Genomic DNA, 15,235 nt, shown 5'->3' with positions numbered 1-15,235 from the left:
CTGACCTTCTTCTCTTTCCAAATACGCATGTTGCGACCTTCCCGCCGCGGTGCGGGGCGGAAGAGGCGCCGCGTGGGGCACCTCTGCCGCTTGGCTCAGAGCGAGTCGAGCTTGCGCGCGAGCTTGGCGTCGAGCGCGCTGAGACCGCCCACGTCATGGGTAGTGAGCTTGACCTCGACGGTCTTGTAGACGTTGCGCCAATCGGGGTGGTGGTTCCACTTCTCGGCCCAGAGGGCGGCGCGGGTCATCCAGCCGAAAGCCTCGGTGAAATCGGCGAATTCGAAGGTCTTGCAGAGCGTATCCTCTGCGGCGTTCATCTCCCATCCGTTCTCGAGCAGCGGGGCGAGCATGGTGGCGCGGCCGGTGTCTGAGAGTTTCTCTGTCATTGGGTGTCCTTCCCGTGGTCTTTCCGGAACGGCCCGTAGGCGGTGAGCACCTCGATGTCCTCATCCACGGCCCGCGCCTCGGCCTCCAGATAGTGCGCCACGGCGCGGGCAAACCCCTTGTCGGGGAACCAGTGCAGCGAATGGGTCTGGCTCGGCAGGTATCCGCGCGCCAGCTTGTGCTCGCCCTGCGCCCCGGCCTCGACGCGCGAGAGAACGTGGTCGATGGCGAAATCGATGGCCCGGTAGTAGCACGCCTCGAAGTGCAGGCAGGGGTGATCCTCGGTGCAGCCCCAATAGCGGCCGAAGAGCGCATCTCTCCCGATGAAGTTGAGCGCCCCCGCCACTGGCACGCCCTCGCGCTCGCAGATCACCAGCGCGACGTCGCCGCGCATCGTCGCGTGCACCTCGTCGAAGAAGGCGCGGGTCAGGTAGGGCGTGCCCCACTTGCGCCCGCCGGTGTCCTGGTAGAAGGCCCAGAAGGCGTCCCAGTGTTCGGGCTCGATCTCATCGCCAGTGAGCGTGCGGATCGTGCCGCCGAAGGCCTGCGCCCGGGCGCGCTCCTTGCGGATCGCCTTGCGCTTGCGCGAGCTGAGATCGGCGAGGAAGCCGTCGAAGTCGGCATAGCCCCGGTTCAGCCAGTGGAACTGCTGGGTGACGCGGCGCAGCAGCCCCATGCGCTCGCCGGCAATTGCCTCGCCTTCGGTGCAGAAGGTGACGTGCAGCGAGCTGAGATCGTTCTCGGCGGTGAGTTGCACTGCGCCCTGCACCAGCGCCATCATGCCCTCGGCCTCGTGGCCGGGGCGGGTGAGGAAGCGCCGCCCGGTGGCCGGGGTGAAGGGCACGGCGATCTGCAGCTTGGGATAGTAACGCCCGCCCGCCTGTTCGTAGGCATGGGCGAAGCTGTGGTCGAAGATGTACTCGCCCTGGCTGTGGCCTTTGGCGTAGAGCGGAGCGACGGCGATGATGCGTCCCGCCTTTTCCGCCACCAGGTAGCGCGGGTCCCATCCGGTGCCGCGCCCTACCGAGCCAGAGCGCTCCAGCGCGCGCAGGAACCGCCAGGTGGTGAAGGGATCGTCGGGGTGCCCGCCCTGCGCCGCCTCGGGGCAGGCGCAGGCATCCCAGTCGGTCTCGGCGATCTGGTCCAGCGAGGTCAGCACATTGACGGCGATGGTGTCGCCCGATGGCGGCTCGGAGGTCGGGCTGGGGCTCTGATCGGTCATGCGGTGATCTCGGCTCGGGTCATCTGCGGGAGTATCTGATCCCGGCGCGGCCGGGATCAAGACACGCTCACGCGAGATACTGTTCGAAGGTCACGTTCTGGGCCACCGCGCGGGCCCGTGCCTCCTGCTCGGGCGTGCGGATGGTCCAGCAGAGGATCGCGGCACCCTGCTTCTTCAGCTCGGCGACGCGCTGGGCGTCGAGGTCCTTCCAGCTGTGCGAGATGAAGCAGGCGCCGGTGCGGGCGTAGTCGGGAATGCCGCGCAGTTCCTCGAGTCGCGAGCCGGGGACGCCGGACCACTCCTCGGGGTCGAAGGCGTCGGTGGTCAGCCCGCGCGGCACCTGCGGCGCGAGCCGCGCCATCCGCGCCATGGAATGGGGGTTGAAGGACATCACCGCCACTGGCCCCTCGTAGCCGCGCAGTGCGTCGGCGGTGGCCTTCTCCAGCGTGCCGACATCCGGGCCGAGCGCGCCGTCCTGGTCCTTGATCTCGATGAGCAGGGGCACACGGCCGGCAACCAGCTCGAGCACCTCGGAGAGCGTCGGGATGCCCTCCTCGCCGCCCTTGAGCTTCAGCGAGGACAATTCGGCGGCATCGCGCGCGCCGAGCAGTCCGCGCGCGCCGGTCAGACGTTCCAGCCGCTCGTCGTGAAAGACCATGGCCACCCCGTCTGAGGAGAGCTGCAGGTCGATCTCGATGCCGTATCCCGCCGCGATGGCGGCGGAGATGGCGGCGCGGGAATTCTCGGGACGGCCCGTCGCAAGGTCGTGCAGGGCGCGGTGCGCGATGGGCCGCTCGAGAAAGGCAGCGGGCAGCCCGACCATCAGGCGAGCTCGAAGATCGCTTCGATCTCGACCGCCACCCCCATGGGCAGCGACGCGGCGGAGACCGCGGAACGGGCGTGCTTGCCGGCATCGCCGAAGACCGCGACCATCAGGTCCGAGGCTCCGTTGATCACCTTGGGCTGCTCGGTGAACTCGGGGGTGGAGTTGACGAAGCCGACCAGCTTGACCACGCGCTTGAGCTTCGACAGGTCGCCGCCGCAGGCCGCCTTGGCCTGGGCGATCAGCGCCAGGGCGCAGCGCTGCGCGGCCTTGGCGCCGGCCTCGACATCCAGCGTGTCGCCGAGTTTGCCGGTGATCAGGCCGTCCGCATCCATGCTGATCTGCCCCGAGACGTAGAGCATGGCTCCGCTCTGCACGTAGGGTACGTAGTTGGCGGCGGGGGCGGGGGCGTCGGGCAGGGTCAGGCCGAGCTCTTCAAGGCGGGCGGTGATGTCGGTCATGGGGGCCTCCTTTGGATTTGAGCGGACGCTAGACCCGGGCGGCGGCAAAGAAAAGGGGCCGCGATCCTGTTGGATGCGGCCCCTGATCAAAAGTCTTGTCGCAGGTTACTCGCGGAACGCCTTCGAGAAGTAATCGGTGAAGGGTTTCACCAGGTAGGCGATCGGCGTGCGGTCGGCGGTGCGCAGGAACGCCTCGACCGGCATGCCGGGGACCAGGGTCGTGCCCTCGGGCAGGCGCTCGATCTGGCCGTCGTCGAGCATGATCTCGGCGCGGTAGAAGGTGGACGAGGTGTTCTGGTCGGTGAAGGCATCGGCCGAAATCTGCGTCACCGTGCCGAAGGTCTCGGGCGTGCGGCGCTGGTCAAGCGCCGAGAAGCGCAAGGTCACCTGCTGGCCGACGTGAACCTGGTCGATGTGGATCGGCGGCACCTGGGCGGTGATCACCAGCGGCCGGTCCTGCGGGATCAGGTAGAGCACCGGATCGGCAGCCCGGATCACCGAGCGCGGCGCGAAGACCGTCAGCCCGTAGACCACGCCGCTGACCGGGGCGCGAATCTCCATCCGCTTGAGCTTCTCAAGCAGGGCCGAGCGCTGCTCGGCCAGCTCGCGCTCGCGGTACTGCATGTCGCGCAGCTGGGTGATCGCCTCTTCGCGGCGGGTGGTCGCGAGCTTGAGGATCTCGATGTCGATCTCGGTGGTCCGACCCTCGGCCTCGGCCTTCTGGGCGGTGAGATCACCCACTTCGCCGGCGAGACGGGCCTCTTCACGCTGGAGGGCCAGCACACGGCTGGCCTGTGCCAGACCGCGGTCGAGCAGCGACTTCTGGTCGCCCAGTTCCTGCTCGATCAGCGAAAGCTGGCTTTTCAACGCGGTCTGCTGGGCGTCGATGCCCTCGACCTGGTTGACGATCTGGTCGCGGCGCTTGGCCAGCTGATCGGATTCGCGCTGAAGCGACTCGAGCCTGGCGAAGAACAGGTTGCGCTGACCTTCGATCAGGTCCTCGACCTCGTCGTCATATTCGGCCACCTTGAGCAGCGTTTCGTCAAAGGCCAGCTCGTCGGAATTGTCGCGCTCGGCCTGCAGGCGGGCGCGGCGGGCGACGAGCTCGAAGTACTGGCCCTCGACGATGTTCAGCTCGGACTGCAGCAGGGTCGGGTCGAGCTTGACCAGAACCTGGCCTTCCTCGACGGTGTCACCCTCGTCGACGAGGATCTCCTGCACGACGCCGCCATCCGGGTGTTGCACGACCTGGCGGTTGCGCTCGACCTGGATCTGGCCGCCGGCGACGATGGCACCGGAAATGTTGGTGGTTGCCGCCCAGGTGCCAAAGCCTCCGACGAGGATGAGCAGGGCGCTAAGCCCCAGGATAAGCGGTTTCTTAAGCGGGAAGCGCTTGTCGGTTGTCTGCGACATCAGCGGACACCTCCGGGCCCGGCGTGCCGGGTGATCTGTTCGTGGTTCTTGACCTGCGCGCGGAGCACCTCGTCCTTGGGACCGAAGGCGACGCGGGCGCCGTGCTCGAGCATCAGCAGCTGGTCGCATTCGCGGATCGCGGCCGGGCGGTGCGCCATGATGAGCACCGACTTGCCCTCTTCCTTGAGGCGGCGGATCGCGGCGTTCACCGCCTCGCTGCCCTCGTTGTCGAGGTTCGAGTTGGGCTCGTCGAGCACGAGGATGACGGGATCGCCGTACATCGCACGGGCCAGGCCGATGCGCTGCATCTGACCTCCAGAGAGCCGCCCGCCGGTGGCGGTGACGCGGGTGTCATAGCCCTTGGGCAGCTTGAGGATCATCTCGTGGGCGTCGGCCTTCTTGGCCGCCTCGACGATCTTCTGCGGATCGGGGGCGTCGGCGAGCCGGGCGATGTTCTCGGCGATAGTGCCGTCGAACAGGCTGACCCGTTGCGGCAGGTAGCCGATGTGCTTGCCGAGATCCTCGTCGTACTGGTCGAGCGTCGCGCCATCGAGGCGGATGCGCCCGCCGGCGGGGCGCCAGACCCCGGTGATAGCCCGGGCCAGCGTCGACTTGCCGGCGCCCGAGGAGCCGATCACGCCGATGGCGTGGCCGGGTTTCAAGTCGAAGGAGACAAGGCGCAGCGAGGCCTGCTGTTCGCCCGGCGGGACGACGGTGAGCTGCTGCACCTCGAGCAGGGCGCGCGGCTTCGGCAGCGCGGTGCGGGTCGGCTCCTGCGGCATCTCTCCCAGCAGCTCAGACAGGTTGTCCCAGCCCTTGCGGGCGCGGGTGACCAGCGGCCATTGCCCGATGGCAAGCTCGATCGGGGCGAGCGCGCGGCCCATCAGGATCGAGCCGGCGATCATCGCACCGGCGGTGAGCTCGTTCTGCAGCACCAGATAGGCGCCAAGGCCAAGCATCCCCGATTGCAACAGCATGCGGAAGCTCTTGGTCATCGTGGTGAAGGTGCCGACGAGGTCGTTGGTCGAGATCTGGCCGCTCAGCGCCTCGGAGCGTGCCTTGTCCCAGCGGTTGAAGGCGGCGCCGCGCATGCCCATGGCCTGCACGGTTTCGGCATCGAGGCGGATCTGCTCGGAGGTCTGTTCGGCCAGCAGCACGGCGCGGTTCGACTTGAGGGTCGGATTGCGGCTCAGCGTGGTGTTGAGCAGGGTAATGACCACAAGGATCAGGCCGCCGATGATGGCAAGATAGCCGAGCCAGGCGTGGAAGACGAAGATGCCGGCAATGAACAGCGGGGTGAAGGGCAGATCGAAGAGCGCCATGAGAACCGGCGATCCGATGAACCGCTGCACCGCCTCGAGGTCCTTGAGACCGGTGGCGGCGAGCTCGTCGGACTTGACCGCCGAGCGCCGGATCACCGCATCAAACACGCGCATGTCGAGCGCGGCCTGGAAACGGGCGGCGACGCGGGCCATGACCCGGCCGCGGGCGTAATCGAGAATGCCCATCATGCCATAGAGGAAGACGACCAGCGCGGTGAGGGCGAGCAGCGTGGCTTCGGAACGCGACCCCAGCACACGGTCGTAGACCTGCAGCATGTAGAGCGGGCCTGTGAGCATCAAGAGATTGACAAAGAAACTGAATATGCCGACGAACCAATAGTAGGGTCGGCTTTGCTTGCGGACAGATGCGAGTTCGTCTGCCCCTGCGGCTTTCACTCTATTTTTCATGAGCGCTATTTCGCTCTCCAATTGTGAATATCCCGTCTGCGGAGCAGACTCGAAGAATTTTCATGTTACTTTCACGACACGAGGCCAGCAGGAAATACGAGGCCCCTTGGGGTCCGTCGCGATAGCAAGTAGGAAGATCTTGTACATCAAGATCGGATTTTTCCTAATGAGAATTCCCGGGCTGACCGGCCGTGCTCCTGGTTTTCGGGCTTTTGCGGCCTTGGTTCTTATCACGGGGCTCGCCGCATGCGCGACTCCCGGACCCGGCGAAACGCGCGACGGTGTCTTTGATCCGCAAGAACCCGCCAATCGCCGCGTACATGCTTTCAACAAGAGGGTTTATTCCCGCCTATCGGGCGACGGAGAGCCCGGATTCGTCGAATCCCTGCCAGATCCTGTCAAAAATGGGGTGGTGAATTTCTCCGATACGGTCGCCTTGCCGCAGACCGTGGTGAATCAGTTGCTGCAGGGACGGCTGCTGCGGGCCTCGCGCAACACGCTGCGGTTTTCGATCAACGCGACGCTCGGGATCGCCGGCCTGATGGACGTGGCGAGCCCCATGGGGCTGCCCGAGGACCGCAGCAACTTCGGCGAGACGCTCTATGTCTGGGGACTCCCCGAGGGCGGCTACATGGAGCTGCCTGTGCTTGGTCCCTCGACAGAGCGCGAAACGGTGGGGCTTTTCGTCGACTTCTTCACCGATCCCTTCGCCTATGTGCTGCCCTCGCCGCAGCGCTATGTCCGCTATGGCGCGCGGCTCGGCGAGCTGATGATCAAGCGCAGCGATTACGGCGACGCGATCGACGCGGTGATGGAAGGCAGCGCCGACAGCTACGCGCAGGCACGGGTGATCTGGCTCGAGAAGCGGCGGCACGAGCTGGGCGATGACAGTATCGAAGGCTCGGGGTTCATCGATCCCGAGGCCATGGACACGGAGGGTTTCTGATGAGGCATTTCACGAGCAGGCGCGGTTTTCTTGCCGGGGCGCTGAGCGCCACCGCGCTGGCGGGGCTGCCGGGCGTGACAAGCGCGGCGAGCGCGGCGCAGGCCGAGAAGCTGGTGCAGGGGCTGGTCGATGACGTCAATGCGGTGATCGCCTCGGGCGCGCCCGAATCCGCGATGATCGCCGAGTTCGAGCGCATTTTCGTGCGCTACGGCGACATGCCTTATATCGCCGCCTACGTGATGGGGGCCGACGGCCGCCGCGCCACGCCGGCGCAGAAGAAGGCCTTCACCGCCGCCTTCCAGGCCTATGCAGCGCGCAAGTACGGCAAGCAGTTCCGCAAGTTCATCGGCAGCGCGATAACCGTCTCCGGCACGCAGAAGGTGAAGAACGCCTACCAGGTCGCCACGGTTGCAAAGCTGCGCGGGCAGTCGCCCTTCGAGGTGAGCTTCTTCGTCGGCGAGAAATCGGGGCGCTTCTACAACATGTATGTGGAGGGCGTGAACATGCTGCTCACCGAGCGGACCGAGATCGGTGCCATGCTCGACCGTCGCCGCGGCGATATCGACGCAATGATCGACGACCTGCGGCAGGCGGGCTGATCCCGGGCCGCGCGGTCAAGGCCCGCGCTCCTGCCGGGTCGGCGCACCGGCCCGGCCCGTGGACCCGGCAAGCGGCAGCGTCCGGGAGAATGTTAGCCGGTGGGCGCCACCGCGAAAGTCCGCCATGCGCAAGAGCTGCCGGATCGCGGCGACGAGGGCGCGGCGCGGCTCAGTCGGGCCGGCGCTGAGCGCGACATGGAGCTGGCCGTTTCGGGCGACCAGCGACACCGCCCCGGGGTGCGGCCCCTCGATCCAGGGATCGAGCGCGGCGTCGCGGCGGGCACCGGCAGCGCCGATCGGCTGGAAATCGTCGAATTCGACGCGCTCGACGTGCATGGCTTGAATCCTTTTGCTGCTGGGCGCCAACTGGGCTGGACAAGTCTTGGATCAGGGTGCGGCAAAGAGATTAATTAGCAGTGTGCGACACGGCGTCGAGTTCGCGGCCAAGCCCCTGATGCGGCATTTTTTCACCCGCGATGTTCTTGAACCGTTCAGGGCCTGCGCCCATCTCTACCCCGAGGCCCGATACCTCCCCGTGCTGCCTGGCAGGCGGGGCACATCCAGACGGGCGCTTGTGGAAGGAGAGACAGCATGAACTTGGAGAAGTTCACCGAACGGTCGCGTGGGTTCATTCAGGCCGCGCAGACCATCGCAATGCGGGAAGGCCATCAGCGGCTGGTTCCCGAACACCTGCTGAAGGCTCTGATGGACGATGACCAGGGGCTCGCCAGCAACCTGATCACCCGGGCCGGCGGTGCGCCGCAGCGGGTGATGGAAGCCCTCGAACAGAAACTCGCGAAACAGCCGAAGGTCTCGGGCGACGCCGGTCAGGTGTATCTCGACTCGGCCACCGGGCGCGTGCTCGACGAGGCCGAGAAGATCGCGAAGAAGGCGGGCGACAGCTTCGTGCCCGTCGAGCGGGTTCTCATGGCCCTGGCCATCGAGCGTAGTGGCGCCAAGGAGGCGCTGGAGGCCGGTGCGGTCACACCGCAGAAGCTGAACGAGGCGATCAACGACATTCGCAAGGGCCGCACGGCTGATAGCGCCACCGCTGAAGAGGGTTATGACGCCCTCAAGAAGTACGCGCGCGACCTGACCGAGGCCGCCGAGCACGGCAAGATCGACCCGATCATTGGCCGTGACGATGAGATCCGCCGCTCGATGCAGGTGCTCTCGCGCCGGACCAAGAACAACCCGGTGCTGATCGGTGAGCCGGGCGTGGGTAAAACGGCGATCGCCGAGGGCCTCGCGCTGCGCATCGTCAACGGCGACGTGCCCGAGAGCCTGCGCAACAAGCGGCTGCTGGCGCTCGACATGGGCGCGCTCATCGCCGGGGCGAAATACCGCGGCGAGTTCGAGGAGCGCCTGAAGTCCATCCTTAAGGAGGTCGAAACCGCCGCCGGCGAGATCATCCTCTTCATCGACGAGATGCACACGCTGGTGGGCGCGGGCAAGGCGGACGGGGCGATGGATGCCTCGAACCTGCTGAAACCGGCACTGGCCCGCGGCGAGCTGCACTGCGTCGGCGCCACCACGCTCGACGAGTACCGCAAGCACGTCGAAAAGGACGCGGCGCTGGCCCGGCGTTTCCAGCCGGTGATGGTGCAGGAGCCGACGGTCGAGGACACGATCTCGATCCTGCGCGGCATCAAGGAGAAGTACGAGCTGCACCACGGCGTGCGGATCTCGGACTCTGCCCTTGTGGCTGCGGCGACGCTCTCGCACCGCTACATCACCGACCGGTTCCTGCCGGACAAGGCGATCGACCTTATGGACGAGGCCGCCTCGCGCCTGCGCATGGAAGTGGACAGCAAGCCCGAGGAACTCGACCAGATCGACCGCAACATCCTGCAGATGCAGATCGAGGTCGAGGCGCTGAAGCTCGAGGATGACGCGGCATCGAAGGACCGGCTCGAGAAACTCGAGAAGGAGCTGGCCGAGCAGGAAGAGCGCTCTGCCGAGATGACCGCCAAGTGGCAGGCCGAGCGCGACAAGCTGGCTTCGGCGCGGGACGTCAAGGAACAGCTCGACCGGATGCGCGCCGATCTCGAGATTGCCAAGCGCGAAGGCAACTTCGCCAAGGCCGGTGAGCTGCAGTACGGCAAGATCCCCGAACTCGAGAAGCAGCTCGAGCAGGCCGAGAGCGGCGAGAGCGACGTGATGGTCGAAGAGGCCGTGCGTCCCGAGCAGATCGCCGAGGTTGTTGAACGCTGGACGGGTATTCCGACCAGCAAGATGCTCGAAGGCGAGCGCGAGAAACTGCTGCGCATGGAAGATGGTCTGCACAAACGAGTTATCGGCCAGAACCAGGCCGTACGCGCCGTCGCCAACGCGGTGCGCCGGGCGCGGGCCGGGCTGAATGACGAGAACCGTCCGCTGGGCTCGTTCCTGTTCCTCGGGCCGACCGGGGTGGGCAAGACCGAGCTGACCAAGGCCGTGGCCGAGTTCCTCTTCGACGATGACAACGCGATGGTCCGCATCGACATGTCGGAGTTCATGGAGAAACACGCGGTCGCCCGTCTGATCGGCGCGCCTCCGGGCTACGTCGGCTATGACGAGGGCGGCGTGCTGACCGAGGCCGTGCGTCGGCGCCCCTACCAGGTGGTGCTGTTCGACGAGGTCGAGAAGGCACACCCGGACGTGTTCAACGTGCTCTTGCAGGTGCTCGACGATGGCGTGCTGACCGATGGCCAGGGCCGGACCGTGGACTTCAAGCAGACGCTGATCGTGCTGACCTCCAACCTCGGCTCGCAGGCGCTCAGCCAGCTGCCGGAAGGGGCTGACAGCGGCGCGGCCAAGCGCGACGTGATGGATGCGGTGCGGGCGCACTTCCGCCCCGAGTTCCTCAACCGTCTCGACGAAACGATCATCTTCGATCGGCTCAAGCGCGAGGACATGGACGGCATTGTCGAGATCCAGCTGGCGCGGCTGCTCAAGCGTCTGGCGAACCGCAAGGTCACGCTCACGCTCGATGCGGATGCGAAGAAGTGGCTGGCCGAGGAAGGCTACGATCCGGTCTTCGGGGCGCGTCCGCTCAAGCGGGTGATCCAGCGCGCACTGCAAGATCCGCTGGCCGAGATGATCCTTGGTGGAGACATCCACGACGGCGACACGGTGCCGGTCAGTGCCGGGGCCGATGGGCTGATCATCGGCGATCGCATCGGCGCCAGCAGCCGGCCCCGCCCGGACGACGCCGTGGTCCACTGAACCGCGTATATATATATAAAGTAAGAAAAGGCCCGCCGGTTCGGCGGGCCTTTTTGCTGCTGGAGGTGCATTGTCCCAACTACGAAAGAGGGGGCGCGGCGCTGGCTGCCGCGCCCCCTCGCTAATGCCGCAGGGCGCCGGCTGGGGATGAGTGGGTGCCGGCACCGCAAGGAGGATTACTGCGGCATCAGCACCCCGTCGATCACGTGGATCACCCCGTTCGAAGCCTCGATGTCGGGCTGGGTCACGTTGATCCCGTCGACGGTGACCCCGCCTTCGGTCATGATCTCGAGGCTGTCGCCCTGAACCGTTTCGGCCGTCATGTCGTTGCTCAGGTCGGTGGACATGATCTTGCCCGGCACCACGTGGTAGGTCAGCAGCGCGGTCAGCTGGTCCTTGTTCTCGGGCATCAGCAGCGTGTCGACCGTTCCCTCGGGGAGCGCAGCAAAGGCCGCGTCGGTCGGCGCGAAGACGGTGAACGGCCCTTCGCCGCGCAGCGTCTCGACCAGCCCGGCGGCCTCGGCCGCGGCGAGCAGGGTCGAAAAGCTTCCAGCCTCCTGCGCGGTTTCGACGATGGTCTTGCCCATGTGGTCGTCGGCCAGCGCGGGCGCGGCGGTCAGCAATGCTGCGGTCAGGGTCAGGGATGTCATGCGGATCATCGGTAACTCCTCCATGTGCCGTGGATGTACCGGGGATACGCGCCGGGTCGGCGGTTGGATCACCTTCGCGGTCATGAGGGCAGCCGGCGGGCCGTAGAAGCGGTTGGAGATTGAATACGCCAGGTGGCGTTTTTGCAGGCAAACGACCCTTCTGAGCAGGCATTCACAGGATGTTGCGCTAACAGTTTTCAAACAGCCCAAAATTAGGGCATTCGCGCCTTGCTGTCCCGGCAGGGCGTAGTAACCATGCCGCCGAACCCGCTTCGACAACCAACACGTTCTATAGACATCCGAGGAAATTATGGGCGCGGCAATGTACCTTCTGCAGATCCTGGCACTGGTCTTCCTGGTGGCCATCGGCTTTGCAGTGCTGGCAGTGGTACTCCTGTATCTGATCGACACCACCCAGACCGGCGACGCGATCCGCCGCAACTACCCGGTGATCGGCCGCTTCCGCGGTTGGTTTACCAAGCTCGGCGAATTCTTCCGCCAGTATTTCTTCGCCATGGACCGCGAAGAGATGCCCTTCAACCGTGCGCAGCGCGATTGGGTCTACCATGCCACCAAGGGCAAGGATAACACCGTCGCCTTCGGCTCGACCCGCAACCTCAATATCCCCGGCACACCGATCTTCGTGAACGCGGTCTTCCCGCCGCTCGACGACCAGTTCTCGGTGACCGAGCCCATGGTGATCGGGCCGACCGCGAAGCTCCCCTACGTGGCGCGCTCGATCTTCAACATCTCGGGTATGAGCTACGGCGCGATCTCGCGCCCGGCGGTCGAGGCGCTGAGCCGCGGTGCCGCCGAGGCGGGCATCTGGCTCAATACCGGCGAGGGCGGCCTTGCACCTTTCCACGAGCTCGGCGCCTGCGATCTGGTTTACCAGATCGGCACGGCCAAGTTCGGCATCCGCGATGATCAGGGCAACATCGACGACGCCAAGCTCGCCGCCATGGGCGCGCGCCCGCAGGTCAAGATGTTCGAGCTGAAGCTGGCGCAGGGTGCCAAGCCCGGCAAGGGTGGCATCCTGCCCGGCGAGAAGGTCAATGAAGAGATCGCGGCGATCCGTGGCCTCAAGGTCGGCCAGCCCGGCATCTCGCCGAACCGCCACCGCGAGATCGACAATTTCGAGGACCTGCTCGACATGATCGTCCACATCCGAGAGGTCTCGGGCCGTCCGGTCGGCTTCAAGACGGTGATCGGCTCGTCTGACGACTGGGAGCGGATGTTCCAGCTCATCGCCGAGCGCGGCTCCGAGAGCGCGCCCGACTTCATCACGATCGACGGCGGCGAGGGTGGCACCGGTGCCGCACCCATGCCGCTGATCGACCTCGTCGGCATGCCGATTCGTGAGGCGCTGCCGCGCATCGTCGACCTGCGCGACCGCTACGGGCTGAAAGAGCGTATCCGCATCGTCGCCGCCGGCAAGCTGGTGAACCCCGCCGATGTCGCCTGGGCGATCTGCCTCGGCGCCGATTTCGTCACCTCGGCGCGCGGTTTCATGTTCTCGATGGGCTGCATCCAGGCGCTGAAGTGCAACCGCAACACCTGCCCGACCGGCATCACCACCCACGATCCGCGCCTGCAGAAGGGCCTCGTGGTCGAGGACAAGTACAAGAAGGTCGCCAATTACGCCAAGGCGGTGATCAAGGAGGTCGAGACCATCGCCCATTCGGTCGGCGTCTCGGAGCCCCGGCAGATGCGCCGTCGCCACGTGCGTATCGTGCAGGCGGACGGCAGTTCGATCCCCTTCTCCAAGCTGCGCCCGAGTTACAGGGGAGACACCGCAACGTGAGATCGCTTGGTTTGGCGGATCGGCGGTTCTCCGCTAGTCTGCCCCGAACCCGTTTCGGGGCAGATGTGCAGGAGGACATCCCATGGCGTTCCGCTGGAAAGGCGATCTCAAGGACCATCACGTCACCGACGAGGTGCATTGGCTGAATCGCCGGCAGCTGATCGGCGGCGCCGCCGGGGTCGCGCTCGCCGGTCTGGCCGGGCGCGGCCGCGCCGAGGGGGAGGGCGCGCTCACGCCCAACAGCTGGGAAGAGATCACCAGCTACAATAACTACTATGAGTTCGGCACCGACAAGGAGGACCCCAAGGCCTATGCCGGTGCCCTCACCATCAAGCCCTGGACGGTGACCATCGACGGCATGGTCGACCGCCCTGGCGACTACGCGCTCGAGGACATCCTGTCGAAGATGACCATCGAGGAGCGCATCTACCGTTTCCGCTGTGTCGAGGCCTGGTCGATGGTCGTGCCCTGGAACGGCTTCGAGCTTGCCGACCTTTTGGAACTCGCGGGCGTCCAGTCCGGTGCGCGCTATGTCGCCTTCGAAACCCTCTACCGCCCCGAGGAGATGCGCGGCACCGCCTATCCGGTGCTCGATTGGCCCTATGTCGAGGGGCTGCGGCTCGACGAGGCGATGAATCCGCTGACCCTTCTGGCCACCGGCATCTACGGCAAGGACATCCCTAACCAGAATGGTGCGCCGCTGCGGCTGGTGGTGCCGTGGAAGTATGGTTTCAAGTCGATCAAGTCGATCGTCCGGGTAACGCTGACCGACAAGGAGCCGCCGACCTCCTGGAACAAGGCCAACCCGCGCGAATACGGCTTCTATTCCAACGTGAACCCGGAGGTGGACCACCCGCGCTGGTCGCAGGCCACCGAGCGACCCATCGGCGGCGGCTTCTTCGCCAAGCGCCAGCCGACGCTCATGTTCAATGGCTACGAGGAGGAGGTCGCGGCCCTGTATGACGGCATGGACCTCTCGAAGAACTTCTAGCCATGATTGACTGGATCAACAGCGCCAGTCGGCGCCTCCCGCCTTGGCTTTTCTACATGGTTGCGCCGCTTCCGGTCGCCTGGTTCCTCTACCTCGGCTTCACCGGAGGGCTCGGAGTCGAGCCGATCCGTGCGCTCGAACACAAGCTGGGTGAGCTGGGGCTGCAAATCCTCCTGCTGGTCCTGGCGATCACCCCGCTGCGCCGCTACGCCGGGCTGAACCTGCTGCGGTTCCGCCGGGCGCTGGGGCTGCTCGCCTTCTTCTATATCACCCTGCATCTGCTGGTCTGGCTGGCCCTCGACGTGCAGATCCTCGCACAGATCTGGGCCGACATCGTCAAGCGTCCCTATATCACCGTCGGCATGCTGGGGTTCGCGCTGATGATCCCGCTGGCGCTGACCTCGAACAATCTCTCGGTCAGGCGACTGGGCAAGCGCTGGCGCAAGCTCCACATGCTGACATACCCGGCGGTATTGCTCGGCGCTTTGCACTTCGTGCTACTGGCCAAGGGATTCCAGATCGAGCCGCTGCTCTACCTGGGCGCGGCCGTGCTGCTGCTCGCCCTGAGGCTGAAGAAGCGCAGCTTTGGCCGGCTGGGTACCGCCGGAAGGGCGAGAGGCTAGGGGCGGCGACGCTGCGCATGGTTCGCATCGCCTGTGCATCGGCCCGCTCTCGAGTCGACTCGCGTCGCTTTGGCGGGCCGAGTCGGGGCTGACTCGGAGCCAGATTTGCGCGGGCTTGTGGATAACCCTGTGAGTCGCGCAATATCTGGATCCGCGTAGGATCTCGGCGGCTTTGGCGGACGCTGGGGAAGGGGCGCGAAGATGCGGGAGCCCGCAAATATTTTGGCTCATAACCTCCTGTGTTCATGTTGTTTTTTAGAGATTTCCAAAAAACTTCCCTCGGCCTGGAAAAATCCGCTTGCAGGCCCCGGGGGCTATCCGTAAAAGGCCCCTCACCGGCGGCGCTGAGGCGCTCGACGGGACGCCAGACGGGGCGGCGGCG

The 15,235-nt window shown here is 65.8% G+C and carries 14 protein-coding genes; 6 read left to right on the top strand and 8 right to left on the bottom strand.

Going from position 1 to position 15,235, the window contains the following annotated elements; genetic code table 11:
- Positions 1-95: 95 nt before the first annotated feature.
- The 6 genes from CLG85_RS19820 to CLG85_RS19795 form a co-directional block, all read right to left on the bottom strand.
- The gene (locus tag CLG85_RS19820) at positions 96-386 is read right to left on the bottom strand and encodes a 4a-hydroxytetrahydrobiopterin dehydratase (RefSeq protein WP_095880421.1); all 291 of its coding nucleotides are present in this window, start codon (positions 384-386) and stop codon (positions 96-98) included.
- Positions 383-1,606, bottom strand: a complete 1,224-nt coding sequence (locus tag CLG85_RS19815; RefSeq protein ID WP_095880420.1) for a GNAT family N-acetyltransferase — start codon at positions 1,604-1,606, stop codon at positions 383-385. The genes CLG85_RS19820 and CLG85_RS19815 overlap by 4 nt, the downstream gene beginning before the upstream one ends.
- 67 nt (positions 1,607-1,673) lie before the next feature.
- The gene (locus tag CLG85_RS19810; RefSeq protein WP_095880419.1) at positions 1,674-2,429 is read right to left on the bottom strand and encodes a glycerophosphodiester phosphodiesterase family protein; all 756 of its coding nucleotides are present in this window, start codon (positions 2,427-2,429) and stop codon (positions 1,674-1,676) included.
- A complete protein-coding gene (locus tag CLG85_RS19805; protein ID WP_095880418.1) occupies positions 2,429-2,890 on the bottom strand; it encodes a RidA family protein in 462 nt (153 codons plus the stop codon). Before CLG85_RS19805 ends, CLG85_RS19810 begins: the two co-directional genes overlap by 1 nt.
- 105 nt (positions 2,891-2,995) lie before the next feature.
- Entirely contained in the window at positions 2,996-4,303 is a 1,308-nt protein-coding gene (locus tag CLG85_RS19800) for an HlyD family type I secretion periplasmic adaptor subunit (protein WP_095880417.1), read from the bottom strand.
- Positions 4,303-6,033, bottom strand: coding sequence for a type I secretion system permease/ATPase (locus CLG85_RS19795; RefSeq protein WP_095880416.1), 1,731 nt, complete (start codon positions 6,031-6,033; stop codon positions 4,303-4,305). Before CLG85_RS19795 ends, CLG85_RS19800 begins: the two co-directional genes overlap by 1 nt.
- Between CLG85_RS19795 and CLG85_RS19790 the strand changes: the two genes are divergently transcribed.
- Positions 6,032-6,979, top strand: a complete 948-nt coding sequence (locus tag CLG85_RS19790) for an MlaA family lipoprotein (RefSeq protein ID WP_311735012.1) — start codon at positions 6,032-6,034, stop codon at positions 6,977-6,979. The two genes, CLG85_RS19795 and CLG85_RS19790, sit on opposite strands and share 2 nt — an antisense overlap.
- On the top strand, positions 6,979-7,578 hold the full coding sequence (locus tag CLG85_RS19785; protein WP_176476439.1) for an ABC transporter substrate-binding protein: 600 nt from the start codon (positions 6,979-6,981) through the stop codon (positions 7,576-7,578). The genes CLG85_RS19790 and CLG85_RS19785 overlap by 1 nt, the downstream gene beginning before the upstream one ends.
- Before the next feature lie 15 nt (positions 7,579-7,593).
- Here CLG85_RS19785 and CLG85_RS19780 read toward each other — a convergent pair whose 3' ends face one another.
- Entirely contained in the window at positions 7,594-7,914 is a 321-nt protein-coding gene (locus tag CLG85_RS19780; RefSeq protein ID WP_260349901.1) for a hypothetical protein, read from the bottom strand.
- Between the two features lie 255 nt (positions 7,915-8,169).
- On the opposite strand from CLG85_RS19780, the gene clpB reads away from it, so the two are divergent.
- Positions 8,170-10,785: an ATP-dependent chaperone ClpB gene (clpB, locus tag CLG85_RS19775; RefSeq protein WP_095883213.1), complete on the top strand. Its 2,616-nt coding sequence runs from the start codon at positions 8,170-8,172 to the stop codon at positions 10,783-10,785.
- A gap of 176 nt (positions 10,786-10,961) precedes the next feature.
- Here clpB and CLG85_RS19770 read toward each other — a convergent pair whose 3' ends face one another.
- The gene (locus CLG85_RS19770) at positions 10,962-11,444 is read right to left on the bottom strand and encodes a fasciclin domain-containing protein (RefSeq protein WP_095883212.1); all 483 of its coding nucleotides are present in this window, start codon (positions 11,442-11,444) and stop codon (positions 10,962-10,964) included.
- 313 nt (positions 11,445-11,757) lie between these two features.
- Between CLG85_RS19770 and CLG85_RS19765 the strand changes: the two genes are divergently transcribed.
- From CLG85_RS19765 to msrQ, 3 genes are all read left to right on the top strand, one after another.
- Entirely contained in the window at positions 11,758-13,239 is a 1,482-nt protein-coding gene (locus tag CLG85_RS19765) for an FMN-binding glutamate synthase family protein (protein ID WP_235865452.1), read from the top strand.
- A gap of 82 nt (positions 13,240-13,321) precedes the next feature.
- Complete coding sequence (msrP, locus tag CLG85_RS19760; protein WP_260349900.1) at positions 13,322-14,230, top strand: protein-methionine-sulfoxide reductase catalytic subunit MsrP; 909 nt, start codon at positions 13,322-13,324, stop codon at positions 14,228-14,230.
- Positions 14,231-14,232: 2 nt separating this feature from the next.
- The gene (msrQ, locus tag CLG85_RS19755) at positions 14,233-14,853 is read left to right on the top strand and encodes a protein-methionine-sulfoxide reductase heme-binding subunit MsrQ (protein ID WP_260349899.1); all 621 of its coding nucleotides are present in this window, start codon (positions 14,233-14,235) and stop codon (positions 14,851-14,853) included.
- The last annotated feature ends 382 nt before the right edge of the window (positions 14,854-15,235 follow it).

It is taken from the genome of Alloyangia mangrovi (assembly GCF_002300555.2).
In the GTDB taxonomy this organism is placed as follows: Bacteria; Pseudomonadota; Alphaproteobacteria; order Rhodobacterales; family Rhodobacteraceae; genus Salipiger; species Salipiger mangrovi.
This window is presented reverse-complemented; position numbering and strand designations above follow the sequence as displayed.

Bases quoted from the DNA above. Each gene is read 5' to 3' on its own strand.
- CLG85_RS19815 (WP_095880420.1), bottom strand. From the start codon at position 1,606: ATGACCGATCAGAGCCCCAGCCCGACCTCCGAGCCGCCATCGGGCGAC.
- CLG85_RS19780 (WP_260349901.1), bottom strand. From the start codon at position 7,914: ATGCACGTCGAGCGCGTCGAATTCGACGATTTCCAGCCGATCGGCGCT.
- CLG85_RS19765 (WP_235865452.1), top strand. From the start codon at position 11,758: ATGTACCTTCTGCAGATCCTGGCACTGGTCTTCCTGGTGGCCATCGGC.
- CLG85_RS19785 (WP_176476439.1), top strand. From the start codon at position 6,979: ATGAGGCATTTCACGAGCAGGCGCGGTTTTCTTGCCGGGGCGCTGAGC.
- CLG85_RS19770 (WP_095883212.1), bottom strand. From the start codon at position 11,444: ATGATCCGCATGACATCCCTGACCCTGACCGCAGCATTGCTGACCGCC.
- CLG85_RS19810 (WP_095880419.1), bottom strand. From the start codon at position 2,429: ATGGTCGGGCTGCCCGCTGCCTTTCTCGAGCGGCCCATCGCGCACCGC.
- CLG85_RS19805 (WP_095880418.1), bottom strand. From the start codon at position 2,890: ATGACCGACATCACCGCCCGCCTTGAAGAGCTCGGCCTGACCCTGCCC.
- CLG85_RS19795 (WP_095880416.1), bottom strand. From the start codon at position 6,033: ATGAAAAATAGAGTGAAAGCCGCAGGGGCAGACGAACTCGCATCTGTC.
- msrP (WP_260349900.1), top strand. From the start codon at position 13,322: ATGGCGTTCCGCTGGAAAGGCGATCTCAAGGACCATCACGTCACCGAC.
- msrQ (WP_260349899.1), top strand. From the start codon at position 14,233: ATGATTGACTGGATCAACAGCGCCAGTCGGCGCCTCCCGCCTTGGCTT.
- CLG85_RS19800 (WP_095880417.1), bottom strand. From the start codon at position 4,303: ATGTCGCAGACAACCGACAAGCGCTTCCCGCTTAAGAAACCGCTTATC.
- clpB (WP_095883213.1), top strand. From the start codon at position 8,170: ATGAACTTGGAGAAGTTCACCGAACGGTCGCGTGGGTTCATTCAGGCC.
- CLG85_RS19820 (WP_095880421.1), bottom strand. From the start codon at position 386: ATGACAGAGAAACTCTCAGACACCGGCCGCGCCACCATGCTCGCCCCG.
- CLG85_RS19790 (WP_311735012.1), top strand. From the start codon at position 6,032: ATGAGCGCTATTTCGCTCTCCAATTGTGAATATCCCGTCTGCGGAGCA.